The organism is Parasphingopyxis algicola (assembly GCF_013378075.1).
Classification (GTDB): domain Bacteria; phylum Pseudomonadota; class Alphaproteobacteria; order Sphingomonadales; family Sphingomonadaceae; genus Parasphingopyxis; species Parasphingopyxis algicola.
The window spans coordinates 3037942-3060999 of the sequence record NZ_CP051131.1; the positions used below are offsets into that span (position 1 = coordinate 3037942).

Consider the following 23058-nt stretch of genomic DNA (forward strand, 5'->3'; position numbering starts at 1 on the left):
AACGATGGCGCGACGAATCGTTGGCGACTCGGGTCGAGTCGACGGAACCCTAGAGAAAAGGCGGTTTCTTAAGATAGCTTTTACTTTGAATGGCGGGTGAACGCCGCGTATAGCGCCATGATGGGCAAGGGAACGCACGACTATCGCGAGGATCCGCGCAACGCCGAGATTCTGATTAACGTCAATGGTAAAATCGTCCCCCGTGCCGAGGCCATGGTTTCGGTGTTCGATTCCGGCTTCATGCTGGGCGACGGTGTCTGGGAGGGGCTGCGGGTCCATCGGGAGCGGATCGCCTTTCTCGACCAGCATCTCGACCGGCTGTTCGAAGGCGCCAAGGCGATCGACATGGATGTCGGTATCGATCGGGCAATGCTCGAGCGGCGGCTCTATGAAACGCTCGATGCCAACGGTTCTTCCGAAGGCGTTCATATCCGCCTCATGGTGACGCGGGGGATTCGTTCCACGCCCTATCAGGACCCGCGCGTCGTCGTGTCGCCGGCGACCATCGTCATCGTTCCCGAATATAAGGAGCCGTTGCCCGAAACCGTCGAGAAGGGCATCCGGCTGTTCACCGTCCATGTCCGGCGCGGCGATCCGGCGGTGCAGGACCCCAAGCTCAATTCGCACTCCAAGCTCAATTGTATCACCGCCTGCATCCAGGCGACCAAGGCCGGCGCGGACGAGGCGCTGATGCTCGATCCGCAGGGCTTCGTCGCGACCTGCAATTCGACGCATTTCTTCATCGTGCGCAAGGGCGAGGTCTGGACGTCGAGCGGCGACTATTGCCTGGGCGGGATCACGCGCGGGACGGTGATCGATCTGTGCCGCGACGCCGATATTCCGGTGTTCGAGAAGAATTTCTCGCTGACCGATGTCTATGGCGCCGACGAGGCTTTCGTCACCGGCACCTTCGCCGGTGTCGTGCCGGTCACCGAGGTGGACGGGCGCGGGCTGACCGAAGCGCGCGGCCCGATGGTCGAGAGGCTGCAGGAACTGTATGCCGCCCGGCTCGCCACCGATGTCGCGGCGCGATCGCGGCCGTGACAGGCTGTTTTTTCTGTCAGACTCGACCTGTCGGTCGAGCGCCGCACCGGCCCGCACCCCCTCCCGGCCTCCCAACAGGGTATATTCAATGGGAGGCCGGGAGGGGGTGCGGGCCGGTGCCGCGATTTCCTGCCAAGGAAATTCTGACCAGAGAGCGGCGGCCGTGACGATCCGGATCGCGATGTGGTCGGGCCCGCGCAATATCTCGACCGCGATGATGCGCAGCTTCGGCAGCCGGGCGGACACGTTCGTCAGCGACGAGCCCTATTATGGCGCCTACCTGGCCGATACCGGATATCCGCACCCGATGGCCGATCAGGTGATTGCGGCGATGGATTGCGACTGGCGATCGGTGACGGAAACTCTGAATGGCGACCCGCCCGACGGCAGCGCGGTCTGGTATCAGAAGCATATGCCGTCGGAGATGGTCGGGCCGGTCGGCGTCGGCGATCTGGATGACCATCGTCACGCTTTCCTGATCCGCGATCCGAAGCGGATGATCGCCAGCTATGCGAAGAAGATGGAGGCCGTGACGTTCGAGGATATGGGGCTCGAAAGGCTGCACCTCTATTTCCGGATGGAGGCGGACCGGCTCGGCCATGCGCCGCCGGTTGTCGAAGGCGCCGATATTCTGGACGCGCCCGGCCCGATGCTGGAGATGCTGTGTGGAGCGCTCGATATTCCCTGGGATCCGGCGATGCTCGGTTGGGAACCGGGTTCGCGCGATACCGATGGGGTCTGGGCGCCGCATTGGTATGGCCGGGTCGAGGAGAGCACGGGGTTTGAGGGCGATGATCGCGGGCCGGTCGAGCTGCCCGATAGCTATCGCGCGCTCTACGAACGCTGCCGGCCGCATTATGAAGCGCTGAGGGCCTACAAGCTGACACTGTAGGCAGCCGTCTCATTTATGCGTACATGACCTAGAGATACGAATGCGGCCCCGTTTCAAGCCGCATCGCAGGCGGGTTTGCTTTCCCAGCTTGCCGCACCCTCGATCGAGATTTCTTCGACCTGACCATTTTCGAGGGCGTCCACCCAGCCGGTGATCAACGGCGCGATCAGCCGGAAATTGGGGCGGTGTCGCACCCCGTCGATGATCGCCAGGGCCGCCAGCGAACAGGTTGTGCGGAAAAGGCGGCGCGAATGGCCGGGTTCGACATAATCATCGTCCGAGCCATGGATGAAGAGCAGCGGCTCTTCGACACTGTTCAACGCGACGATGCTCTCCCAGCTGTCCGGGATGAAAATCTCGCTGAAATAGGGCGCCGCCTCGCCGAGATCGCTAAAGGTCGCGAGGGTCATCACGCCGGAGAGCGTTTCGCGCGCGGCCAACTGGATCGCCACGGCGCCGCCGAGCGAATGGCCGAACACATAGACATCGCCCTGCGCCCCGGCCGCTTCGCGGGCGAACCGGTAAAAGGCCTGGGCGTCGGTTATAAGTCCGTCTTCGCTCGGCGAACCCCGATTGTCGTTGAAACCGCGATACGAGGCGACGAGAACGCCGCGCCCGTCCTCGGCGAGCCGTTGAATATAGCCGGCCATCCGACCCGCATTGTCGCGGCGGCCATGGAGGACGAGGATGATGTCGGGATTGCCGTTCATCGGTGCCCAATAGAAGCCGGCAAGATCAAGCCCGTCTTCGGTAGTGACCGAAATGCGGTCCGGTTCCGGGCCGCTCCAATCGGGCGTTATGACCGGACCGACCGGCGGTGCGTAAAGCTGTTCGCGTGCGAAATGCGCGCACCCCGATTGCGCGGCGAGCATTGCGATTCCCAGCAGGAACAGCACGGCGAAGTGGACACGGTTCATGCGCGGCCGTTTACCGCGCCGGTTCTGAACGGCGACTGTCTGCCGGCGCGTCCGCCGGTTGCGCATTTGCCGCTTCGGGATCGATCCAGTTTGTGTCGGGCAATCCATATATCTGGTCGAATATATCCATCGGGATGCCGAACGGACGGCCATTGCCCGAATTCCAGAGCACCGCGACGCCGCTGCGCAAGGCGGGATCGATCATGATCATCGCACGATAGCCGCGGATGGCGCCGCGATGGGCGATGACGGTGTGCCCGGCATAGTCGTAGACGCGCCAGCCCAGCGCATAATGCGTGTTCGAAACCCGTTCCGCATAGCGCCGGTTGCGCCGGTCCTCGCGCTCCGTGCGGACGACCGGGCGATGGACCGTCGCCAGTATCGAGGGCGGAACGATATCGGGCGCGCCGTTGACCTGCACCTGCATCCAGCGGGCGAGATCGCGGATCGAACCGTTCATGCCGCCGGCCGCCGGAATCCGGTAATAGGGCTCGACAACCTCCACTTCCTCGCCGGCGCCGCGATGGCTGCGCGCCCAGCTCCGGCTCTCGAACAGCGCGCGCCGGGACAGGCTGGCGGTGCGCATGTCCAGCGGCTGGAGCAGACGGCGCTGGACGGCGGCCTCATAGCTTTGCCGAGTGACACCCTCGACGATCTCGCTCGCCGCGTCGAAACCGATATTCTGGTAGCGGTGGCAGGTGCCGGGCGGACAGGCGATGCGATGGCTGGCGAGCGCGGTCCGCAGGATCAACGGATCCTCGCCCGCTTCGAGCCGGTTGTCGAGCGCGTTGCGCTCGATGCCGAGCCGGTGCGAGAGGAGGTCGGTCACCGAGATGCGCATATGGCCCGACGCCGGTAGCCGGAGCGACGGGGCAAAGCGCGACACCGGGGCGTCGAGATCGACCGCGCCATCCTGCGCCAACAACGCGACCATCGTCGCCGCGACGCTCTTGGATAGCGACGCCCAGCGAAACACCGTGTCGGCCGTCACGGGCTCGCCGGTCCCATGCAGTGTTTCGCCGTAACCGCGGGCGGATGTGATCTCGCCATTTTCCATGATCGCCACGGCCAGCCCGACCATGGTATCTTCTTCCATCAGCGCGCCGATGCGGCGGTCTATCTCGTTATAGTCGATCAGTCCGGACCGGGCGTCGAGATCGATGACCGCGCCGGCCGGTGCGGCCGCCTGTGGCTGCGGCGGATCGAGCGTGATGGAAAGCCCTTCGGCCGCCGCCCGCGACGGAAACGGCCCGGTCAGGAACGGCGCCATGGCAAGCGTGCCGAGCGCGACAATGACAAGGGTGATGGGGAGGGCAAGCCGGTTCATAACGTGACGGGGCCCCTTTGCCGGGCGATGCCCCGTCGGTCCAGACCAAAGATGGCGATGCCGATCCGCTGATCGGCCATTTGCGGCATGCCGCCGCTGTCGGGACGGCGCGGCGCTCGCCTCTTCGGCGAGCGCCCCGCGCCAGGTTACGATTTGCCCGGCTCTACATTTCCATCGCTTCGGCGACTTCGACCGTGCCGTGATCCATGATCGGACAGCCTTTCGCCATTTCGACGGCCGCATCGATGCTGTCGGCCTGGACGATCGAGTAGCCGGAAAGCGGATTGGCGCCGCCGTCATCGGCAACGCCGCCCGTGGAAACGGTTTTCGACGGCCCGACCGGGTTGCCGCCATCGACCACCGCATCGCCGAGGTTGCCGAACCAGGCCTGCCATCTGGCCATGACTTCCGCGCCTTCTTCGGGGCTCTCCGGTGCTTTGCCGCCATGATAGGCGAATACATATTTCGGCATTTTCAATCTCCTCGCTCGGGGTTGGGACGGGTATCGGCAGGCGGTGCTCAGCCGAGCAGCCGCTCCAGCTTGCCGAAGGACGACGTCCAGCCGCTGTCGTGGCTCGTCGCACTCTCCTCGTCGGCAAGGCCGGAATGGATCATCGTGAATTTCGTGCCGCCATTGCCGTCGGGCGCGACTTCGAAGCGTACGCGGCTTTCATGGCCGCGCTCGTCATTCTCGTCATGCCAGGCCCAGGTGAATTCGACCGCGTGCGGCGCATCGTGCGTCACGACTTCGCCGGACACCTTGTAATGGGCGCCCTCGGCGTTCGTCATCGTCGAGTTCCACGGGCCGGGCCGGGAAAAATCGAGAGTGTGCTCCGACACTGAAATGCCCTCCGGGCCCCACCATTGCAGCAGATATTCGGTGTTGGTGAGATGGTCGAAGACCGTCTCGGGCGCGGCGGGGAAGGTCCGTTCTATCCTGAGTTCGCTCATTGTCTGTCTGACTCCCTTATTTTTTGGATTCTGCTTCGAGCATGGCGGCGAGGCGGTCGAAGCTCGCCTGCCAGAATTCCTTGTGACTCATTGTCCAGGCGCTGATCGCCTGCACGGCTTCGGGGCGCACCGCGTAGATGCGCTGCTGTCTGTCGATGCGCTGGACGACGATGCCGGCCTTGCGCAGCACCTTGAGGTGGCGCGAAATGGCGGGCGCCGAGATCGATGCGCCCTGCTGCAGCGCGCCGGCGTTAAGCTCGCCCTCGCGCAGCAGCCGTTCGACGATCGCGAACCGTGTCGGTTCGCCGAGCGCGGCAAAAGTGGTGGTGAGATCGGACAATGGGGCCTCGTTGATTCTCTATCTTGTTAATTAACATAATAGTTAAATGATAAGAGTCAAACGAGCCCTATGCCTCCAGTGCGCAGGCGACCCGACTACGCAGATGGGGAAGCAGGTCCTCGCCGAACCAGGGGTTTTTCGCGAGCCAGATATTGTTGCGCGGGCTGGGATGGGGCAGCGGCAGGGTCGCTGCATCGAAATCGCGCCAGTTCCGAACGGTTTCGGTCAGCGTGCGGCGCGGCGTATCCAGGTGCCAGCCCATCGCATATTGGCCGATGACGAGCGTGAGACGGAGGTTCGGCAGCTTCGCGAGAAGCGTCTCGCGCCAGGTTTCGGCGCAAACGGGCGGCGGCGGGAGGTCTCCCGACTTGCCCTTGCCGGGATAGCAAAAGGCCATCGGCAGGATGGCGATCCGTGCGGGGTCGTAGAAGGTTTCGCGATCGACGCCCATCCAGTCGCGCAGCCGCTCGCCGCTCGCATCGTCGAACGGCACGCCGCTGGCCTGCACCTTCCGTCCCGGCGCCTGGCCGGCGATCAATATGCGCGCCGAGCGATGCGCTTGCAGCACGGGCCGGATCGGCTCGGGGATCGTGCCCGCGCACAGGCGGCAGTCGCGGATCGAGGGAAGCAGGGTATCGAGCGTCATTCTTGACTGCCTATCCGATCGGTGGCGCAGCATCAAAATTGTGCGCAAAAAGCGGCCTTCCCGCTGATGATCGGGAAGACCGCAATGGGACCGCGCAAGGGGCGGGCGCGGTCAGAAGCGGAACCGGATGCCGATCTGCGAAGACGACGGATCGGTGTGGAACGCGTCGACCTCGGAAAAGCCGGTATTGCCGAAGTCATGATCGTCGCTGGCCAGATCGACCATCCGGTACGGCCGCACGATATCGATGCCCGCGCCGATCATGATATCGCCGAGGCGCTGTTCGTCGATGCTGAACCCGTCGAGCATGGCGAGGCGCGGGGTTTCCGGTGTCGGCGCGGCACCTAGGCTCTCGGTCGTGACGGCGGCCGCGCCCGCGTTCGATTCCACACCATGCACCGGCCGACCGGCCAGCCCGAATTCGGTGCGGCTTTGGGCATCGGCCATCGCCTCGCCAAGCGAGACACTGCGCATTGCGGCAGAAAGCTGGAACGTCGTGGCGGCATCGCCGGTCTGCGCGAGGGCCGGGCCGGTTGCCGTCAGGGTTGCGCCGATCGCGACCGAAAAGGCCGCCGTTGCGAAAAGGATCTGCTTGATCATCTTTGGTCTCCCGTTTCTGGTCTGCCGAAACATCGGCGCGGTCATCGGGGAGTTCGCGGCGTCCGGCCCCGACGTTACCGCCGAAGCCGGAAAGCTTTTCGCTTACAGTGATCGAGTTTTTCTATCGATGTCGCGGATCCCTAGAAACGCATGCCGATCTCGATACCGTACAGCGCGGGTTCGCCGGCGATAAAGGTCGGCGTGCCGAAGGCGCCGCCGGTATTGCCCGCGTCGATCAGATAGTCCCCGTCGAACAGGTTACGGGCAAAACCGACAATCTCGTAGCGGCCGTCGCCGAAGCTGACGCCGCCGCGCAGATTGACGAGCACATAGCCGTCCTCGCTGGTCAGCTGCGTATTGGGTACCTCGAAAAAGACCCGGCTCTGATAGGTGACGGTCGGGGTCAGGAAGAATTCCGCACCCTCGGCGATGCCGATGGCGAACTGCGCACCGCCCGATGCCGAATGCTCGGGCTGGAGGCGGAACCGGCTGCCGACAAACTGCGTCGCGCCGCCCGAGGCCGGGGCATCGATCTCGGCGTCGATATAGGCATAGTTGGCGAACAGCCGGAGTTCGGGGACCACCTGATAGGCCGCTTCGATCTCGACGCCGAAATTGCTCGCTTCGCCGGCGTTGACCGGGACGATCTGGCCCGTGCCTTCCTCGAAGAAACTCGTCTGGAAGTTCGAATAATCCTGGTAGAAGACGCCGATCGACCCGAAAAAGCCGTCGATATCGGCCTTGATCCCACCTTCATAGTTCCAGACGCGCTCGCTCGCGACCAGGGTGACGTCCGGCACCGTGCCAGTGGCCGTCGCCAGGGCGCTGAGATCGATGACCGGCGCGCGGCGGCCCTTGGATATCGTGGCGTAGACATTGATATCGTCCGTGATCCGGTAGAGCGCGTTGAAACGCGGCAGCCAGGCGTGGAAATCGTCCTCGGCGCTGAACGTCGCGCCGCCGGTGTCGGCCGCGCCGAGCAGGGAGACGCCCGGCGCGCCCAGACCGGCGAAGATCGCGCTGCCCGGCTGGGTGGCGCTGTAGCTCGACCGGCGTTCCTCGTAGACGTACCGCAGGCCGGCGGTCAGCTCGAACCGGCCGAGATCGAGCGTCGCGTCGGCAAAGGCCGAATAGCTGCTGTTCTTGCCGCCATTCTGGAACACGCTCTGATAGGGGAGGACCGTGGCACCGCCGCCGGTGAGGATCGCAGTGGCGAGCGCGGCGTTCAACGTCCCGTCGGCCGCGACGCACGGGTCCGCGTCGCCGAGTGCCGCCGAGAGATTTGCCTGGATCGGGGCGAAGGCACCGAACGGCGCGCAGGCGATATAGGTGCCTTCGTCAGTCGAGAAGGGGACGCGCTGCGTGCCTTCCTCATGGAAGATGTTGAAGCCGGCGAAACCGCGGAACATGTCGCCTTCATAGGTGATGCGGGTTTCGTGGCTCATCTGCTCGCCTTCGGCATCCTCGGCGAATTCCAGATAGAAGAGCGCCGAACCGTCGGCGTCGAAGGTCTCGAGACTGTCGAAGCGGCGATATCCGGTGATCGAGGTCAGCGAGAGAGTGTCGGTGATCGGCGCATTGAAGGTCAGGCTGGCATCGAACACCTCGCGTTCCAGCCCGAGATCGCGGATGCCGAGTACCGTTTCGCTGAACGGCGAGCCGCCGAGCTCGGCAAAGCTGAACGGGCTGGTATCGCCGCCGGTCGGCGGGATCGATCCCGACTTGAACGCGGTGCCGCTGTTGCGCTGCTGCTCATAGGTGAGAATGAGGTCAATCGTGCTGTCGTCGGTCGGGAAGATCCGGAGCGATCCGCGGATGCCGAACTGTTCGATGCCGTTGAGATCGTCCTGGTCGATGCCGACGATGGCCTCGCTGGCCGTCCCCGGTTCGCCCGCGATGTTGCGGATATAGCCGTCGCGCTCCTTGTAGACGAAGGCGAGGCGGGCGGCGATATCGTCCGTCCCGCCATTGATCATCCCGTTGAGTTCGATCGCGTCGTAATTGCCATAGGAGGCCGAGAAGGCCGCACTCTCGTCGGGCGTGGGGCGGGCGGTCACGACCGAGAGCGCGCCGATCGTCGCGGCGGTTCCGAACAAGGTCGCCTGGGGACCCTTCACCACTTCGATCCGCTCGATATCGAACAGGTCGAAATAGGAGCCGCGCGACCGCGAGACGTCGATGCCGTTATAGTAGATGGTCACGCGCGGCGCGATCTGCGCGCTGCCCGAGTCCGAGGTGATGCCGCGGATGACGAAGCCCGGATTGTTGGCGCTCTGCTCTTGGATGTTGAGGCCGGGCACGAAGGCGGAGAGTTCGTCGAACTCGTCGATGCCGATATTCTCGAGAGTCTCGCCCGAATAGGCGGTGACGGTCAGCGGCACGTCGGTGATCGCTTCCTCGCGTTTCTGCGCGGTGACGACGATCGGTGCATTGGCGACCATCGTGTCGGCGGCGGCATTGCCTTGCGCCAGCGCGTTCGTGCTGCACGTCCCGGCAAGCAGGGCGGCAACGGCGAAACAGGAGATTCGGGTCATGGATATGGCTTTCTCTTCTCGGGGATCGAGCGGGGGGACAACCGCCGGGAACGAGAAGATGCCTAGCCGTGAATTGATGCCGTTATGTTGCAGTGCAATGTCGGTTTCGGGACAATGCGGGTCATGCGGCGAACCGGCGCCCCCATGGACGCTATTCGCCCATACTCCGGCTCTCTTGCAGTTCAAGTATGTGGCCGTCCTTAACGCGCAGATTGATCTCGCCGATCGCCGACCAATTTTCGAGCGGGTTGCCGTCGAGCACGAGGACGCTGGTTTCATGACCCTCGCTCAACGCGCCAATCCGGCGATTGGGGAAAACCGTCCTCGCGCAATTCGCCGTCCACATCTCGAGCAGCTCTAGCGGCGAGAATATGTTCAGTTCGCGTAGATACTCGACCTCCGCGCGGCTGTCGGAGCCATAGAGATCGCTGCCGATGGCAAGCATGACCCCCGCCTCTCGCAAGAGACGAAGATTTGCAATCTGGGCGTTGCGGACCGCTGCATAGCCTTCCGGGTCTCGCTCGCGGAGGCGATCAGCCAGCACCGCCGTTGTGTGCACCGCCACGCCGCGTTCGGCTGCTCGATGGGCGGCTTCGGGCGCAATCATTTCCGGCGACCGCCGCCCCGGAAGATGGGCGACGACATCTACGCCGAGATCGACCGCGAGCGCGAAATCGGCGGCCGTTTCGACATGCGCGAATATTCTCAGGCCATGGTCATGGGCGCGCTCGACCAGTGCCCCTGCCAGCTCCGGATGCAGACCGCGCGCGCCTTCATATTCGGTATCCTCGGGCGGCGCGTCATGCGCTTCCGATTGCATGATGAAAATCTTGATGAAATCTGGGCGGTAGCTGAGCGCGATCGGCCAGATGCGGTCGAGGTCCTCCGCCGTGCCGACGGCGAAATAGGCGTGATCCGCGAGGCTCTCGCGCGTGAAGTCCGGATAGGCGCCAAAGCCCAGCAATCGCTCGCGAAGCGGAATCGGATGGGCACCGGGAGCGGTGATGCCGCCATTGGCGAATTGCACGTCGACGCTGTCGGGCCGGTTGAAATTCCGCAGCGCCATTCCCGTGTATCTCGGAAAGTTGCTGAGGATCCCGACATAATAAATGCCGGCTTCGAGATAGCGGTCGATGATTTCCCGTTCGTCTTCGTCGCCGCCGAGATTATGGTTGTGCGCCTCGCATAGCGGCGGGATCACATAGCCGCCGCCAAGATCGATCCGGTCGTCAATGCGTGGCGGCCGAACCGATGTCAGCCTTCCGGCGGTGGAATAGACCGTGCCCGTTTCGAACCCTTCGCCGCCAAGCCATTGGCCATTGTCGAACTGGAGGGTTGGCGGCGGTTCGATAGCCGGCGCCGATGTGCTGGTGACGACACTCAGCGAAACAAGAAAGCTGGAAAGGGCCTTCACGCGCTTTGCTCCAATGCTCTGCACGAGGACCGGTTTAAGAATCCCCCAAATGGGCGTCAAACAATTTGCACGGAGATTCAGCGGACCAGAACCATTGACCGCCTGCCGGACCGTCGCTATATCGCCGCCCGTACCGAGGATCGGTGGTGGGAATTCAACCCAGACGCGATTCGACATGGTACGAGAGCTTGAACATTGCCATTGGCGTGTATGGGGCCTTGCGGAGCCGCTAGCGGTTACCGGAAGGCCTTTGTGCGTTTCCGGCTTCCGGGAAAAACCGGGCTCGGAAGATGCGCGGCGTGCTTGTGACAAAGTAACTGAATAAAGGTGAAGGGCTTCATGCCGACGATCAATCAGCTGGTCCGCAAGGGCCGCAAACCCGAACGGGTCAAATCGAAAGTGCCCGCGCTGGAAGCGAACCCGCAGAAGCGGGGCGTTTGCACGCGCGTCTATACCACGACCCCGAAAAAGCCGAACTCGGCTCTGCGCAAGGTGGCCAAGGTCCGCCTGACCAACCAGCGCGAAGTCATCAGCTATATTCCGGGCGAAGGGCATAATCTGCAGGAGCACTCGGTGGTGCTGATCCGCGGCGGTCGTGTGCGCGACCTTCCCGGCGTCCGCTATCACGTGCTGCGCGGCGTTCTCGACACGCAGGGCGTGAAGGACCGCAGGCAGAGCCGTTCGAAGTACGGCGCCAAGCGCCCCAAATAGATTGATCTAGAGGTTTAACGATATGTCTCGTCGTCGCCGTCCCGAAAAGCGGGAAATTCTGCCAGACCCCAAATTCGGGGATGTGGTGCTGTCCAAATTCATGAACAACCTGATGTATGACGGCAAGAAGTCCGTCGCCGAAGGTATCGTCTATGGCGCGCTCGACCAGGTCGAAGCCAAGTCCAAGGCCGATCCGATGCAGGTGTTCCACGACGCGCTCAACAACATCAAGCCGGGCGTCGAGGTCCGCAGCCGCCGGGTCGGCGGCGCGACCTATCAGGTGCCGGTCGAAGTGCGTCCCGAGCGCGCCCAGGCGCTGGCCATTCGCTGGTTGATCGGCGCTGCACGCGGCCGCGGCGAGAACACGATGGCCGCGCGTCTGTCGGGCGAACTGCTCGACGCGTCGAACAACCGCGGCAATGCCGTTAAGAAGCGCGAAGACACGCACAAGATGGCGGAAGCCAACCGCGCCTTCTCGCACTATCGCTGGTAGGGCGCTGGTCGCACTGACACTGACAATAAGCGGCCCGACGGCCGTTACTGGAGCAATTTGAAATGGCCCGCGACACTTCGATCGACATGTATCGCAACATCGGCATCATGGCCCACATCGATGCCGGCAAGACGACGACGACCGAACGCATCCTCTACTACACCGGCAAGTCCTACAAGATCGGCGAAGTCCATGACGGCGCCGCGACGATGGACTGGATGGAGCAGGAGCAGGAGCGCGGGATCACGATCACGTCGGCTGCGACCACGACCTTCTGGAAAGATCATCGCATCAACATCATCGATACCCCGGGTCACGTGGACTTCACGATCGAAGTCGAGCGCGCGCTGCGCGTGCTCGATGGCGCGGTCGCGGTGTTCGACGGCGTCGCCGGCGTCGAGCCGCAGTCCGAAACCGTCTGGCGCCAGGCCGATCGCTACAAAGTGCCGCGGATGTGCTTCATCAACAAGCTCGACCGTACGGGCGCGAATTTCGACATGTGCGTCGAAATGATCGTCGACCGGCTCGGCGCGACGCCGCTAGTGCTGACGCTGCCGATCGGCCTCGAAGCCGATCTGAAGGGTGTCGTCGATCTCGTGAACAACAATGCGATCATCTGGAAAGATGAATCGCTGGGCGCCGAATTCGAGATCACGGACATCCCCGCCGATATGGCCGACGCAGCCGCCGCTGCGCGCGAGACCATGATGGAACTCGCCGTCGAGCAGGACGACGATGTCATGGAAGCCTATCTCGAAGGCAACGAGCCCGATGCCGATACGCTCCGCAAGATGATCCGCAAGGGCACGCTCGAGCAGGCTTTCGTTCCGGTTCTCTGCGGTTCGGCGTTCAAGAACAAGGGCGTGCAGCCCCTGCTCGATGCCGTTGTCGATTATCTGCCGGCGCCGACCGACGTTGCCGCCATCAAGGGCATCAAGCCGGGCCAGCGCGAAGACGAGGAGGAAATCGAGGAATCGCGCGCATCCAGCGACGAAGCGCCGTTCTCGGCCCTCGCGTTCAAGATCATGACCGATCCGTTTGTCGGTACGCTGACTTTTTGCCGCGTCTATTCCGGGCAGCTCGACCGGTCCGACCAGGTGATGAACTCGGTCAAGGATTCGAAAGAGAAGATCGGCCGCATGCTGCTCATGCATGCGAACGACCGGGAAGATATCGAAACGGCCTATGCGGGCGATATCGTCGCCATCGCGGGCCTCAAGAATGTCACCACGGGCGATACGCTCTGCGCGTCGAACGCGCCGATCATTCTCGAGCGGATGGAATTCCCCGATCCGGTTATCGAAGTTGCCGTCGAGCCGAAGACCAAGGCCGACCAGGAAAAGATGGGCATCGCGCTCAACCGCCTGGCCGCCGAGGATCCGAGCTTCCGCGTGACGTCGGACGAAGAGTCCGGCCAGACGATCATCAAGGGGATGGGCGAGCTCCATCTCGAGATTCTCGTCGACCGCATGAAGCGCGAATTCAAGGTGGACGCCAATGTCGGCGCGCCGCAGGTCGCCTATCGCGAGAGCCTCGCCAAGCCGGTCGAGCTTACCTACACCCACAAGAAGCAGTCGGGTGGTTCGGGTCAGTTCGCCGAGGTCAAAGTCTCGGTCACGCCGGGCGAACGCGGTTCGGGCATCGAATTTTCGGATTCGGTCAAGGGCGGTAACGTTCCGAAGGAATATATCCCGTCGGTCGAAAAGGGCATGCGCGAAACCGCCGAAACCGGTTCGCTCATCGGCTTCCCGATCATCGATTTCAACATCGAGCTGCTCGACGGCAAGTATCATGACGTCGACTCTTCGGCGCTGGCGTTCGAGATTTGCGGCCGGGCCACGATGCGCGAAGTCGCGCAGAAGGCCGGCATCAAGTTGCTCGAGCCGGTGATGAAGGTTGAGGTCGTGACACCGGAAGACTATCTGGGCGACGTGATCGGCGATTTGAACAGCCGCCGTGGTCAGGTGCAGGGCACAGACAGCCGGGGCAACGCCCAGACGGTCGACGCCATCGTGCCCCTTGCGAATATGTTCGGCTACGTTAATGAGCTTCGCTCGTTCTCCCAAGGGCGCGCCCAGTATACGATGCAGTTCTCTCATTATGAGGAAGTGCCGCAGCAGGTAGCCGACGAAGTGAAGGCGAAGCTTGCCTGAGCGTGAAGTGTTGAATTTTTAAGAGACGTAAAAGACGAGGAATATACAATGTCGAAGGAAAAATTTGAGCGGACCAAACCGCACTGCAACATCGGCACGATCGGCCATGTCGACCATGGTAAGACGACGCTGACGGCTGCGATTACCAAGGTTCTGTCCGAATCCGGTGGCGGTGAAGCCGTCGATTTTGCCAATATCGACAAGGCTCCGGAAGAGCGCGAGCGTGGCATCACCATTTCGACCGCGCACGTCGAATATGAAACCGAAGCGCGCCACTATGCGCATGTCGATTGCCCGGGCCACGCCGACTATGTGAAGAACATGATCACCGGTGCCGCCCAGATGGACGGCGCGATCCTCGTCGTGAACGCCGCGGACGGCCCCATGCCGCAGACCCGCGAGCACATCCTGCTCGCCCGTCAGGTCGGTGTGCCGGCGCTCGTCGTGTACATGAACAAGGTCGATCAGGTCGACGACGAAGAGCTGATCGAACTGGTCGAGCTGGAAATCCGCGAACTGCTGTCGAGCTACGAATTCCCGGGCGACGATATTCCGATCGTCAAGGGTTCGGCGCTCGCCGCTCTCGAAGGCCGCGACGACGAAATCGGCAAGAACTCGATCCTCGAGCTCATGAAGGCCGTCGACGAATATATCCCGCAGCCGGAGCGTCCGCTGGACAAGCCGTTCCTGATGCCGATCGAGGACGTGTTCTCGATCTCGGGTCGCGGTACGGTTGTTACCGGCCGTGTCGAAACGGGCATCGTCAACACGGGCGACGAAGTCGAAATCGTGGGTATCAAGGATACGTCCAAGACCACGGTTACCGGCGTCGAAATGTTCCGCAAGCTGCTCGACGAAGGCCGTGCCGGCGACAATATCGGCGCGCTGCTTCGCGGTGTCGAGCGTGACGGCGTCGAGCGCGGCCAGGTTCTGGCCAAGCCGGGCTCGATCACCCCGCACACCGAATTCTCGGCTGAAGTGTATGTGCTGTCGAAAGACGAAGGTGGCCGTCACACGCCGTTCTTCGCGAACTATCGTCCGCAGTTCTACTTCCGCACGACGGACGTCACCGGCGAGATCACGCTGCCCGAGGGCACCGAGATGGTCATGCCGGGCGACAATGTTAAGCTGGGTGTCAAGCTGATCGCTCCGATCGCCATGGACCAGGGCCTGCGCTTCGCAATCCGCGAAGGTGGCCGCACGGTCGGCGCAGGGGTTGTCGGCGACATCACTGCATAGTATAGGACGCGCAAGCCCGCCCGATTCCCTTCGGGGAGTCGGGCGGCTTGTTTTGTTACAAGTTGTTTGTTTGGCCCGGCTTCGGCCGGGTTTGGCTCTTTCGCATCGGTAGTTGGACATGGAAACGCAGAATATTCGTATTCGTCTGAAGGCATTCGATCATCGCGTGCTCGATCAGGCAACCGGCGACATCGCCGATACGGCCCGTCGCACCGGCGCGCTCATTCGCGGACCCATTCCGATGCCCACGCGAATTGAAAAATTCACGGTGAACCGCGGCCCGCATGTCGACAAGAAGTCGCGCGAGCAGTTCGAGGTTCGGACGTACAAAAGGCTGCTCGACATCGTGCAGCCGACACCGCAGACGGTCGATGCGCTGATGAAGCTCGATCTGGCCGCCGGTGTCGATGTAGAGATTAAATTGGCCTAGTGCTCGGGCGAAGGCCGGAGTCAAGGGCGGCAAAACGAGCCGCTTGAAGCTCTAGGCTCCGGCCTTCGCCGGAGCACCGAAACTTGGATACCGCACGGTTTTGTCCGTGGTCTGCGTCCTCCGTCTTGTCTCGCGGCTCGAATTGCCGCGCAGCATTTACCCCGGACGGGGAACGCAGAAAATTGTTGGTGAGTGAATATGCCCGCGGCATGTGTGCGGCGGGCCTCTGTCGAGGAGACGTACAGTGATGCGCAGTGGCGTTATCGCGAAGAAAATGGGAATGACGCGCCTGTTCCAGGCGGACGGTCGGCATGTGCCGGTTACCGTCCTGCAGTTGGATAACTGTCAGGTTGTGTCGGTCCGGGAAGCGGAACGCGACGGTTATACCGCCGTGCAGCTGGGCGCGGGTAGCGCCAAGGCGAAGAATGTTTCGAAGCCGGTCCGTGGCCATTACGCGAAAAGTGAAGTCGAGCCCAAGGCTCGCCTTGCCGAGTTCCGGGTCGACGAGGAAGCGCTGCTTCCGGTCGGCGCGACGCTGACCGCCGACCATTTCGTCGCCGGCCAGATCGTCGACGTGACGGGCCAGACGCAGGGCAAGGGCTTTGCCGGCGCCATGAAGCGGCACGGTTTCGGCGGTCTGCGCGCGACGCACGGCGTCTCGATCTCTCACCGCTCGCACGGTTCGACGGGTAACCGCCAGGATCCGGGCAAGGTGTTCAAGAACAAGAAGATGGCCGGCCATATGGGCGACCGTCAGCGCACCCAGCAGAATCTGGAAATCGTCCGCACCGATGCGGCGCGCGGCCTGATCTTCATCAAGGGATCGGTTCCGGGTCACAAGGGTGCATGGCTCATCGTCAACGACGCGGTGAAAGTGCCGCTGCATGAAGATGCGCCGATCCCGGGCGGCCTGCGCCGCAACGCCGATGAAACGGCGACCGAGGACGCGCCGGCCGGCATGATCGAGGAAGGCGCCGTTCAGGAAGTCGACACGGGTCCGACCGACGCCGAGATCGAAGCCGCAGCGGCTGAAACCGAAACGCCGGCCGAAGAGCCGAAGGGCGACGACGCCGGCAGCGGCGAAGAGAAGGAGGGCTAAGCCATGAAGCTCAAGGTCAAAACCCTCGACGCCAAAGCCAAGGGCGATATCGATCTCAAGGACGAGATTTTCGGTCTCGATCCGCGTGCCGACATCCTGCACCGGGTGGTCAACTGGCAGCTCGAAAAGCGCCGGCCGACGGCCCGCGCCGCGCAGGAGCGTTCGGACGTCAATCGCACCGGCAAGAAATACGGCAAGCAGAAGGGCGGCGGCACGGCCCGTCACGGCTCGCGCCGCGCTCCGATCTTCATCGGCGGCGGCAAGGCCCATGGCCCGCGCAAGCGCGATTTCAATCCGTCGCTGAACAAGAAGGTTCGCGCGCTCGGGCTGAAGATGGCGCTGTCGTCGAAAGCCAAGAATGACAGTCTGATCGTCATCGAGAATATCGATCTCAAGGATGTGAAGACCAAGGCGCTCAAGGGCCATTTCGACAAGCTCGGTCTGGGCAAGTCGGCGCTGGTTATCGATGGCGAGGCCGTGAACGACAATTTCCGCAAGGCTTCGGCCAATATCGTCGGCGTCGATGTGATGCCCGCGATCGGCGCGAATGTTTACGATATCCTCAACCATGAAACGCTGGTTCTGACCCGCGCCGCGGTCGAACAGCTGGAGGCGCGCTTCAATGGCTAAGAAGAAAACCGAAGCGGTCGCTCTTGAGCATTATGACGTGATCAAGGGTCCGCACATCACCGAAAAATCCACTCTGCTCAGCGAGAACAACGCGGTTGTTTTCCAGGTCAGCAAGGACGCCACCAAGCCGGCCATCAAGGCGGCGGTGGAAGCGCTGTTCGACGTTCGGGTAACGAAGGTCAACACGCTGATCCAGAAGGGCAAATCGAAGCGCTGGCGGGGTCTTCCCTATCGGCGCACCGACCTCAAAAAGGCGGTCGTCACCCTCGCGGACGGCGACTCCATTGACGTGACGACGGGGATCTAAGCGATGGCACTCAAATCAGCCAAACCGACGAGCCCTGGCCGGCGCCATCTCGTCATCGTCGACAAGTCCGGCCTCTATAAGGGCGGTCCCGTCAAGGCGCTCGTCGAAGGCAAGCGCAAGACCGGCGGCCGCAACAATATGGGCCATGTCACCTCGCGCGGCATCGGCGGCGGTCACAAGCAGAAGTACCGCAAGGTCGACTTCAAGCGCCGCAAATGGGACGTGGAAGCGACGGTGGAGCGGATCGAATATGATCCGAACCGGTCGGCGTTCATCGCGCTCGTCAAATATAGCGATGGCGAACTCGCCTATATTCTCGCGCCGCAGCGGCTCGATGTGGGCGACACGGTCGTCGCCGGCGAAAAGGTCGATACCAAGCCCGGTAACGCCATGCTGCTCGGCCAGATGCCGGTCGGCACGATCTGCCACAATATCGAGATGCGTCCGGGCAAGGGTGGCCAGATCGCCCGCGCCGCCGGCACCTATGTGCAGCTCGTCGGCCGCGATCGCGGCATGGTGATGGTTCGCCTGAAGTCTGGCGAGCAGCGTTACATCCCGGCCGATTGCATGGGTACGGTCGGTGCCGTGTCGAACCCGGACAACGCCAACACCTATTTCGCCAAGGCCGGTCGCAACCGCTGGCGCGGCAAGAAGCCGCTTACCCGCGGCGTCGCGAAGAACCCGGTCGATCACCCGCATGGTGGTGGTGAAGGCAAGACTTCGGGCGGCCGCCATCCGGTGTCGCCCACGGGCAAGCCGACCAAGGGCGCCCGTACCCGTAACCCCAAGGCTGCCTCGAACAAGATGATCATCCGTTCGCGGCACAAGAAGAAGAAGAGGTAGTCATGGCCCGGTCCGTATGGAAAGGTCCGTTCGTAGACCTTCATCTCCTGAAGAAAGCCGAAACGGCGCAGGACGAAAATTCGAACAAACCGATCAAGACCTGGTCGCGCCGTTCGACGATCCTGCCGCAGTTCGTCGGCCTGACCTTCAACGTTTACAACGGCCGCAAGTTCGTGCCGGTTTCGGTTAACGAGGACATGGTCGGGCACAAGCTCGGCGAGTTCGCGCCGACCCGTTACTTCCCCGGCCATATGGCCGACAGGAAGGGGCGCTAGTCATGGGCAAGCAGGCTAATCCCCGTCGCGTCGAGGAAAACGAGGCATTTGCCGTCGGCAGTTCGATCCGCGGTTCGGCGCAGAAGCTCAATCTCGTCGCCGGTCTGATCCGCGGCAAGAAGGCCGAGGAGGCGCTCAACGCGTTGAGCTTCTCCAAGCGCGCCATGGCGGTCGACGTGAAAAAGGTTCTGCAGTCGGCGATCGCCAATGCGGAGAATAACCACAATCTCGACATCGACGCGCTGGTCGTCAGCGAGGCGAGTGTCGGCAAGGCGCTGACGATGAAGCGCTGGCGCGCCCGCGCCCGTGGCCGTTCGGCCCGGATCGTCAAGCCGTTCAGCCGCATCCGCATTGTCGTTCGTGAAGAGGAAGACGCGTAATGGGTCATAAATCCAACCCGATAGGCATGCGCCTCCAGATCAACCGGACCTGGGACAGCCGCTGGTACGCCGAGGGCCATGAATATGGCCGGCTGCTGATGGAGGATCTCAAGATCCGCAAATACATCATGGAAACCGTACCGCAGGCCGCGATCTCCAAGGTCGTGATCGAGCGTCCGGCGAAGCTGTGCCGCGTGTCGGTCTATGCCGCACGCCCCGGCGTGATCATCGGCAAGAAGGGCGCGGACATCGAGAAGCTCAGGAAGAAGCTCGGCGAGATGACGGACAGCGACGTGTCGTTGAACATCGTCGAGATCCGCAAGCCCGAAGTCGATGCCCGCCTGGTCGCCCAGTCGGTCGCCGATCAGCTTGAGCGCCGGATCGCGTTCCGTCGCGCCATGAAGCGCGCCGTTCAGTCGGCGCTGCGGCTCGGTGCGGAAGGCATCAAGATCACTTGCGGTGGCCGTCTCGGCGGCGCGGAAATCGCGCGCACCGAATGGTATCGCGAAGGCCGGGTGCCGTTGCACACGCTGCGCGCCAATGTCGATTATGCCGAGGTTTCGGCCCACACCGCCTATGGCGTGTGCGGCGTGAAATGCTGGATCTTCAAGGGCGAAATCATGGCCCATGATCCCACGGCCCAGGACCGGCTGATGGTCGAAGCGCAGACTTCGGGCGTTCGCCCGGCGCAGCGCTAAGAGTTTTTGAGGAAGGTACGGCACGATGCTGCAACCCAAACGCACGAAGTTCCGCAAGGCCTTCAAGGGCCGGATCAAGGGCAACGCCCCTGGCGGTACGGATCTCAATTTCGGTTCCTTCGGCCTGAAGGCCCTCGAGCCGGAACGGATCACCGCGCGCCAGATCGAGGCCGCCCGTCGGGCGATCACGCGTCATATCCGCCGTCAGGGCCGGTTGTGGATCCGCGTCTTCCCGGACGTGCCGGTCTCGAAAAAGCCGGCCGAAGTCCGCCAGGGCAAGGGCAAGGGTTCCCCCGAATACTGGGCCGCCCGCGTCAAGCCCGGCCGGATTCTGTTTGAACTGGACGGCGTTCCCGGTCCGCTCGCGCGCACGGCGTTCGAGCGCGCGGCCGAGAAGCTGCCGATCAAGACCAAGGTGGTCGCCCGCCTTGGCGAGTCGATTTACTAGGAGGCACGAGCGATGGCACGGCCAATCGAAGACCTTCGGGTCAAGAATGACGACGAGCTGGCGGCGGATCTTGCCGACCTGAAGCGCGAGCAGTTCAACCTGCGCTTCCAGTCGGCGACCAACCAGCTCGAAAACCCGGCCCGGGTCACCGAGGTCCGGCGGACGATCGCCCGTATCAAGACGCTGCAGAGCGAACGCGCTCGCGCGGCCGCCGAACAGGCTTAAGGAGTTATTGCAATGCCCAAGCGCGTGCTGACCGGGATGGTGGTGTCGGACAAGACCGACAAGACGATCGTCGTGAAAGTCGAACGGAAGGTGAAACACCCTCTGTACGGCAAGATCATCCGGCGTTCGAAAAAGTATCACGCCCATGACGAGAAGAATGAATTCGCCATCGGTGAAACGGTGCGGATCGAGGAAACGAAGCCGATTTCGAAGCTCAAGACCTGGAAGGTTCTTGACCGCGTCGATGTGAGCAGCGCGCCGAAGCATGTCGAGAAGATCGACATCGCCGAGACCGATGCCGTCGATCTGGAAGCGGCCCGCGAGCCGGAAGCCAAGGCAGAGCCGGAAGCCAAGGCCGAGGCGTAGATTTTTAGAGGTTTTCCCGCGGGAGCGGGGAGCGAGGAAGAAGGAACGGATCGATGATCCAGATGCAGTCAGTTCTCGACGTCGCCGATAACAGCGGCGCCAAGCGCGTCCAGTGCATCAAGGTGCTGGGCGGCTCGAAGCGCCGTACCGCGACCGTGGGCGACATTATCGTCGTCTCGATCAAGGAAGCGGCGCCGCGCGGCAAGGTCAAGAAGGGCGACGTTCATCGCGCCGTGATCGTGCGCACCCGCAAGGATGTGAAGCGCGCCGACGGCTCGACGATCCGCTTCGACAGCAATGCCGCCGTGCTCGTGAACGCCAACAAGGAGCCGATCGGTACGCGTATCTTCGGCCCGGTCGTTCGCGAACTGCGCGCCGCGCGTCACATGAAAATCGTCAGCCTGGCACCGGAGGTTCTCTAGTCATGGCAGCCAAGATCAAGAAGGGCGACAAGGTCGTCATCCTGGCCGGCAAGAATAAGGGCCAGCACGGAACGGTAACCAGGGTCATGCCCAAGGCGGACAAGGTTGTCGTGGAAGGCGTGAATATCGCCGTGCGTCACCGCAAGCCTAGCCAGCAGAACCCGCAAGGCGGCATCGAACGCAGCGAAGCCCCGCTGCACGTTTCGAACGTCGCGCTCGAGGATCCGAAGACCGGCAAGCCGACCCGGGTCCGCATGGAAACGAACAAGGATGGCAAGAAGGTTCGCGTTGCCGCGCGTTCCGGGGAGACTATCGATGGCTGATTATACGCCACGTATGCGCACCGAATACAAGGACCGCATCGTCAAGGCGATGACGGAGAAATTCGGCTACAAGAATCACATGCAGGTCCCGCGCCTGGAGAAGATCGTCATCAATATGGGTGTCGGCAAGGCGGTGGACGACAAGAAGCGCGTCCAGAAGGCGGCTGAAGAGATGGAGAAGATCGCCGGCCAGAAGCCCGTGATCACGCTCGCCAAACAGTCGATCGCCGGCTTCAAGCTGCGCGAAGGCATGCCGATCGGCTGCAAGGTCACGCTGCGCGGCGACCGGATGTTCGAATTTGTCGACCGGCTAACGACGATCGCGATGCCGCGCATTCGAGATTTCCGGGGCCTCAACCCGAAGAGCTTCGACGGGCGCGGCAATTTCGCGATGGGCCTCAAGGAGCAGATGGTGTTCCCCGAGATCAAATATGACGATGTCGACGAAGTGCGCGGCATGGACGTGATCGTCACGACCACGGCCACGACCGACGAAGAGGCACGCGAACTGCTGCGGCTGTTCAACTTCCCCTTCCCGCCGGAAGAAACCTCCGAGGACGACGGCGAAACCGATAACGAAAAGCAGAAGGAAGCGGCGTAAGCCCTCCCTTCTCGCAACAAGGAGCGAGAACTTAAGTCATGGCGAAACTGAGTTCCATCGAACGGAATGAAAAGCGCAAGCGTATGGCCAAGAAATATGCGGCCAAATACGCCAAGCTGAAGGCACAGGCGAACGACAAGTCGCTCGACGATAGCGAGCGTCTGATGGCGCGCCTCAAAATGGCGGAAATTCCGCGCAACGCGAACCCGACCCGTATCCGCAACCGGTGCGAGCTGTCCGGGCGTCCGCGCGGCTATTACCGCAAGTTCAAACTCTCGCGCATCGCGCTCCGCGATCTGGCCAACAAGGGCCTGATTCCCGGTGTGACGAAGTCGAGCTGGTAGGGGTAACGATATGTCGATGACCGATCCCCTGGGTGATATGCTCACCCGTATCCGCAACGGCCAGCAGGCGAAGAAGGACTCCGTGACGAGCCCGGCTTCGCGGCTCCGCGCCCGTGTGCTGGAAGTGCTGCAGCGCGAAGGTTTCATTCGCGGCTACAGCGAGGAAGAGCTCGGCAAGCACAAAGGCTTGCGCATCGAGCTCAAATATTTCGAAGGCCAGCCGGCCATTCAGCATGTCGCGCGCGTCTCGACCCCGGGTCGCCGCGTCTATAGCGGGTCGAAGGATCTGCCGCGGGTGCGCAACGGCCTTGGCATCACCATCGTCTCGACCCCGCGCGGCGTATTGTCCGACGCGGAAGCGCGCGAGCAGAATGTCGGCGGCGAAGTGCTGGCGGAGGTATTCTAG

The 23058-nt window shown here is 62.7% G+C and carries 31 protein-coding genes; 22 read left to right on the plus strand and 9 right to left on the minus strand.

Going from position 1 to position 23058, the window contains the following annotated elements; all coding sequences use genetic code 11:
• Positions 1 to 96 precede the first annotated feature (96 nt).
• Complete coding sequence (locus HFP57_RS15005) at positions 97 to 1044, plus strand: aminotransferase class IV (RefSeq protein WP_246263193.1); 948 nt, start codon at positions 97 to 99, stop codon at positions 1042 to 1044.
• Between the two features lie 163 nt (positions 1045 to 1207).
• On the plus strand, positions 1208 to 1936 hold the full coding sequence (locus tag HFP57_RS15010) for a sulfotransferase-like domain-containing protein (protein ID WP_176870538.1): 729 nt from the start codon (positions 1208 to 1210) through the stop codon (positions 1934 to 1936).
• A 53-nt stretch (positions 1937 to 1989) separates the two neighbouring features.
• Here HFP57_RS15010 and HFP57_RS15015 read toward each other — a convergent pair whose 3' ends face one another.
• The 9 genes from HFP57_RS15015 to HFP57_RS15055 all read right to left on the minus strand — a co-directional run bounded on the left by HFP57_RS15015 (position 1990) and on the right by HFP57_RS15055 (position 10665).
• The gene (locus HFP57_RS15015) at positions 1990 to 2853 is read right to left on the minus strand and encodes an alpha/beta hydrolase (RefSeq protein WP_176870539.1); all 864 of its coding nucleotides are present in this window, start codon (positions 2851 to 2853) and stop codon (positions 1990 to 1992) included.
• A 10-nt stretch (positions 2854 to 2863) separates the two neighbouring features.
• Positions 2864 to 4180: a serine hydrolase domain-containing protein gene (locus tag HFP57_RS15020; protein WP_176870540.1), complete on the minus strand. Its 1317-nt coding sequence runs from the start codon at positions 4178 to 4180 to the stop codon at positions 2864 to 2866.
• A gap of 163 nt (positions 4181 to 4343) precedes the next feature.
• Positions 4344 to 4652 (minus strand): YciI family protein, encoded by a 309-nt coding sequence (locus HFP57_RS15025; protein ID WP_176870541.1) that lies wholly within the window; start codon positions 4650 to 4652, stop codon positions 4344 to 4346.
• Positions 4653 to 4699: 47 nt separating this feature from the next.
• On the minus strand, positions 4700 to 5131 hold the full coding sequence (locus HFP57_RS15030; protein WP_176870542.1) for an SRPBCC family protein: 432 nt from the start codon (positions 5129 to 5131) through the stop codon (positions 4700 to 4702).
• Positions 5132 to 5147: 16 nt separating this feature from the next.
• Positions 5148 to 5471, minus strand: a complete 324-nt coding sequence (locus HFP57_RS15035; RefSeq protein WP_176870543.1) for an ArsR/SmtB family transcription factor — start codon at positions 5469 to 5471, stop codon at positions 5148 to 5150.
• A 67-nt stretch (positions 5472 to 5538) separates the two neighbouring features.
• Positions 5539 to 6117 (minus strand): uracil-DNA glycosylase family protein, encoded by a 579-nt coding sequence (locus HFP57_RS15040; RefSeq protein WP_176870544.1) that lies wholly within the window; start codon positions 6115 to 6117, stop codon positions 5539 to 5541.
• A 111-nt stretch (positions 6118 to 6228) separates the two neighbouring features.
• Complete coding sequence (locus HFP57_RS15045; RefSeq protein ID WP_176870545.1) at positions 6229 to 6717, minus strand: hypothetical protein; 489 nt, start codon at positions 6715 to 6717, stop codon at positions 6229 to 6231.
• Positions 6718 to 6857: 140 nt separating this feature from the next.
• Positions 6858 to 9251, minus strand: a complete 2394-nt coding sequence (locus HFP57_RS15050; protein ID WP_176870546.1) for a TonB-dependent receptor — start codon at positions 9249 to 9251, stop codon at positions 6858 to 6860.
• Positions 9252 to 9402: 151 nt separating this feature from the next.
• Positions 9403 to 10665 carry an amidohydrolase family protein gene (locus HFP57_RS15055; protein ID WP_176870547.1) on the minus strand — a complete coding sequence of 421 codons (1263 nt, stop codon included), beginning with the start codon at positions 10663 to 10665 and terminating at the stop codon, positions 9403 to 9405.
• 339 nt (positions 10666 to 11004) lie between these two features.
• Between HFP57_RS15055 and rpsL the strand changes: the two genes are divergently transcribed.
• From rpsL to rpsH, 20 genes are all read left to right on the plus strand, one after another.
• Positions 11005 to 11376: a 30S ribosomal protein S12 gene (gene rpsL / locus HFP57_RS15060; protein ID WP_176870548.1), complete on the plus strand. Its 372-nt coding sequence runs from the start codon at positions 11005 to 11007 to the stop codon at positions 11374 to 11376.
• 22 nt (positions 11377 to 11398) lie between these two features.
• Positions 11399 to 11869, plus strand: coding sequence for a 30S ribosomal protein S7 (gene rpsG, locus HFP57_RS15065; protein WP_176870549.1), 471 nt, complete (start codon positions 11399 to 11401; stop codon positions 11867 to 11869).
• Between the two features lie 62 nt (positions 11870 to 11931).
• Complete coding sequence (gene fusA / locus HFP57_RS15070; protein WP_176870550.1) at positions 11932 to 14022, plus strand: elongation factor G; 2091 nt, start codon at positions 11932 to 11934, stop codon at positions 14020 to 14022.
• 48 nt (positions 14023 to 14070) lie between these two features.
• Complete coding sequence (tuf, locus tag HFP57_RS15075; RefSeq protein ID WP_176870551.1) at positions 14071 to 15261, plus strand: elongation factor Tu; 1191 nt, start codon at positions 14071 to 14073, stop codon at positions 15259 to 15261.
• 118 nt (positions 15262 to 15379) lie between these two features.
• On the plus strand, positions 15380 to 15691 hold the full coding sequence (gene rpsJ, locus HFP57_RS15080; protein WP_116235891.1) for a 30S ribosomal protein S10: 312 nt from the start codon (positions 15380 to 15382) through the stop codon (positions 15689 to 15691).
• Between the two features lie 247 nt (positions 15692 to 15938).
• On the plus strand, positions 15939 to 16790 hold the full coding sequence (gene rplC, locus HFP57_RS15085; RefSeq protein WP_176871353.1) for a 50S ribosomal protein L3: 852 nt from the start codon (positions 15939 to 15941) through the stop codon (positions 16788 to 16790).
• Positions 16791 to 16793: 3 nt separating this feature from the next.
• Positions 16794 to 17420: a 50S ribosomal protein L4 gene (gene rplD, locus HFP57_RS15090; RefSeq protein ID WP_176870552.1), complete on the plus strand. Its 627-nt coding sequence runs from the start codon at positions 16794 to 16796 to the stop codon at positions 17418 to 17420.
• Positions 17413 to 17727 carry a 50S ribosomal protein L23 gene (locus tag HFP57_RS15095; RefSeq protein ID WP_176870553.1) on the plus strand — a complete coding sequence of 105 codons (315 nt, stop codon included), beginning with the start codon at positions 17413 to 17415 and terminating at the stop codon, positions 17725 to 17727. The genes rplD and HFP57_RS15095 overlap by 8 nt, the downstream gene beginning before the upstream one ends.
• A 3-nt stretch (positions 17728 to 17730) precedes the next feature.
• The gene (rplB, locus tag HFP57_RS15100) at positions 17731 to 18570 is read left to right on the plus strand and encodes a 50S ribosomal protein L2 (protein ID WP_176870554.1); all 840 of its coding nucleotides are present in this window, start codon (positions 17731 to 17733) and stop codon (positions 18568 to 18570) included.
• A 2-nt stretch (positions 18571 to 18572) separates the two neighbouring features.
• Entirely contained in the window at positions 18573 to 18845 is a 273-nt protein-coding gene (rpsS, locus tag HFP57_RS15105) for a 30S ribosomal protein S19 (RefSeq protein WP_176870555.1), read from the plus strand.
• 2 nt (positions 18846 to 18847) lie between these two features.
• A complete protein-coding gene (rplV, locus tag HFP57_RS15110; RefSeq protein ID WP_176870556.1) occupies positions 18848 to 19225 on the plus strand; it encodes a 50S ribosomal protein L22 in 378 nt (125 codons plus the stop codon).
• Positions 19225 to 19923: a 30S ribosomal protein S3 gene (rpsC, locus tag HFP57_RS15115; protein WP_176870557.1), complete on the plus strand. Its 699-nt coding sequence runs from the start codon at positions 19225 to 19227 to the stop codon at positions 19921 to 19923. Before rplV ends, rpsC begins: the two co-directional genes overlap by 1 nt.
• Before the next feature lie 25 nt (positions 19924 to 19948).
• Positions 19949 to 20371: a 50S ribosomal protein L16 gene (gene rplP, locus HFP57_RS15120; RefSeq protein WP_176870558.1), complete on the plus strand. Its 423-nt coding sequence runs from the start codon at positions 19949 to 19951 to the stop codon at positions 20369 to 20371.
• Between the two features lie 12 nt (positions 20372 to 20383).
• Positions 20384 to 20596 carry a 50S ribosomal protein L29 gene (rpmC, locus tag HFP57_RS15125; protein ID WP_176870559.1) on the plus strand — a complete coding sequence of 71 codons (213 nt, stop codon included), beginning with the start codon at positions 20384 to 20386 and terminating at the stop codon, positions 20594 to 20596.
• 12 nt (positions 20597 to 20608) lie between these two features.
• Entirely contained in the window at positions 20609 to 20962 is a 354-nt protein-coding gene (gene rpsQ / locus HFP57_RS15130; protein WP_176870560.1) for a 30S ribosomal protein S17, read from the plus strand.
• A 53-nt stretch (positions 20963 to 21015) separates the two neighbouring features.
• Positions 21016 to 21384, plus strand: a complete 369-nt coding sequence (gene rplN, locus HFP57_RS15135) for a 50S ribosomal protein L14 (protein WP_116235880.1) — start codon at positions 21016 to 21018, stop codon at positions 21382 to 21384.
• 2 nt (positions 21385 to 21386) lie between these two features.
• Positions 21387 to 21707, plus strand: coding sequence for a 50S ribosomal protein L24 (gene rplX / locus HFP57_RS15140; protein ID WP_176870561.1), 321 nt, complete (start codon positions 21387 to 21389; stop codon positions 21705 to 21707).
• Positions 21700 to 22308, plus strand: a complete 609-nt coding sequence (rplE, locus tag HFP57_RS15145) for a 50S ribosomal protein L5 (protein ID WP_176870562.1) — start codon at positions 21700 to 21702, stop codon at positions 22306 to 22308. Before rplX ends, rplE begins: the two co-directional genes overlap by 8 nt.
• A gap of 38 nt (positions 22309 to 22346) precedes the next feature.
• Complete coding sequence (gene rpsN / locus HFP57_RS15150; protein WP_176870563.1) at positions 22347 to 22652, plus strand: 30S ribosomal protein S14; 306 nt, start codon at positions 22347 to 22349, stop codon at positions 22650 to 22652.
• A gap of 10 nt (positions 22653 to 22662) precedes the next feature.
• Entirely contained in the window at positions 22663 to 23058 is a 396-nt protein-coding gene (rpsH, locus tag HFP57_RS15155; protein ID WP_176870564.1) for a 30S ribosomal protein S8, read from the plus strand.

Bases quoted from the DNA above. Each gene is read 5' to 3' on its own strand.
- rplN (WP_116235880.1), top strand. From the start codon at position 21,016: ATGATCCAGATGCAGTCAGTTCTCGACGTCGCCGATAACAGCGGCGCC.
- rpsS (WP_176870555.1), top strand. From the start codon at position 18,573: ATGGCCCGGTCCGTATGGAAAGGTCCGTTCGTAGACCTTCATCTCCTG.
- rplB (WP_176870554.1), top strand. From the start codon at position 17,731: ATGGCACTCAAATCAGCCAAACCGACGAGCCCTGGCCGGCGCCATCTC.
- HFP57_RS15015 (WP_176870539.1), bottom strand. From the start codon at position 2,853: ATGAACCGTGTCCACTTCGCCGTGCTGTTCCTGCTGGGAATCGCAATG.
- rpsQ (WP_176870560.1), top strand. From the start codon at position 20,609: ATGCCCAAGCGCGTGCTGACCGGGATGGTGGTGTCGGACAAGACCGAC.
- HFP57_RS15030 (WP_176870542.1), bottom strand. From the start codon at position 5,131: ATGAGCGAACTCAGGATAGAACGGACCTTCCCCGCCGCGCCCGAGACG.
- rplE (WP_176870562.1), top strand. From the start codon at position 21,700: ATGGCTGATTATACGCCACGTATGCGCACCGAATACAAGGACCGCATC.
- rpsJ (WP_116235891.1), top strand. From the start codon at position 15,380: ATGGAAACGCAGAATATTCGTATTCGTCTGAAGGCATTCGATCATCGC.
- HFP57_RS15095 (WP_176870553.1), top strand. From the start codon at position 17,413: ATGGCTAAGAAGAAAACCGAAGCGGTCGCTCTTGAGCATTATGACGTG.
- rpsC (WP_176870557.1), top strand. From the start codon at position 19,225: ATGGGTCATAAATCCAACCCGATAGGCATGCGCCTCCAGATCAACCGG.
- rplD (WP_176870552.1), top strand. From the start codon at position 16,794: ATGAAGCTCAAGGTCAAAACCCTCGACGCCAAAGCCAAGGGCGATATC.
- HFP57_RS15025 (WP_176870541.1), bottom strand. From the start codon at position 4,652: ATGCCGAAATATGTATTCGCCTATCATGGCGGCAAAGCACCGGAGAGC.
- HFP57_RS15050 (WP_176870546.1), bottom strand. From the start codon at position 9,251: ATGACCCGAATCTCCTGTTTCGCCGTTGCCGCCCTGCTTGCCGGGACG.
- rplC (WP_176871353.1), top strand. From the start codon at position 15,939: ATGCGCAGTGGCGTTATCGCGAAGAAAATGGGAATGACGCGCCTGTTC.
- rpsH (WP_176870564.1), top strand. From the start codon at position 22,663: ATGTCGATGACCGATCCCCTGGGTGATATGCTCACCCGTATCCGCAAC.
- rplP (WP_176870558.1), top strand. From the start codon at position 19,949: ATGCTGCAACCCAAACGCACGAAGTTCCGCAAGGCCTTCAAGGGCCGG.
- HFP57_RS15040 (WP_176870544.1), bottom strand. From the start codon at position 6,117: ATGACGCTCGATACCCTGCTTCCCTCGATCCGCGACTGCCGCCTGTGC.
- HFP57_RS15045 (WP_176870545.1), bottom strand. From the start codon at position 6,717: ATGATCAAGCAGATCCTTTTCGCAACGGCGGCCTTTTCGGTCGCGATC.
- rplX (WP_176870561.1), top strand. From the start codon at position 21,387: ATGGCAGCCAAGATCAAGAAGGGCGACAAGGTCGTCATCCTGGCCGGC.
- rpsL (WP_176870548.1), top strand. From the start codon at position 11,005: ATGCCGACGATCAATCAGCTGGTCCGCAAGGGCCGCAAACCCGAACGG.
- rplV (WP_176870556.1), top strand. From the start codon at position 18,848: ATGGGCAAGCAGGCTAATCCCCGTCGCGTCGAGGAAAACGAGGCATTT.
- rpsG (WP_176870549.1), top strand. From the start codon at position 11,399: ATGTCTCGTCGTCGCCGTCCCGAAAAGCGGGAAATTCTGCCAGACCCC.
- tuf (WP_176870551.1), top strand. From the start codon at position 14,071: ATGTCGAAGGAAAAATTTGAGCGGACCAAACCGCACTGCAACATCGGC.
- rpsN (WP_176870563.1), top strand. From the start codon at position 22,347: ATGGCGAAACTGAGTTCCATCGAACGGAATGAAAAGCGCAAGCGTATG.
- HFP57_RS15020 (WP_176870540.1), bottom strand. From the start codon at position 4,180: ATGAACCGGCTTGCCCTCCCCATCACCCTTGTCATTGTCGCGCTCGGC.
- fusA (WP_176870550.1), top strand. From the start codon at position 11,932: ATGGCCCGCGACACTTCGATCGACATGTATCGCAACATCGGCATCATG.
- rpmC (WP_176870559.1), top strand. From the start codon at position 20,384: ATGGCACGGCCAATCGAAGACCTTCGGGTCAAGAATGACGACGAGCTG.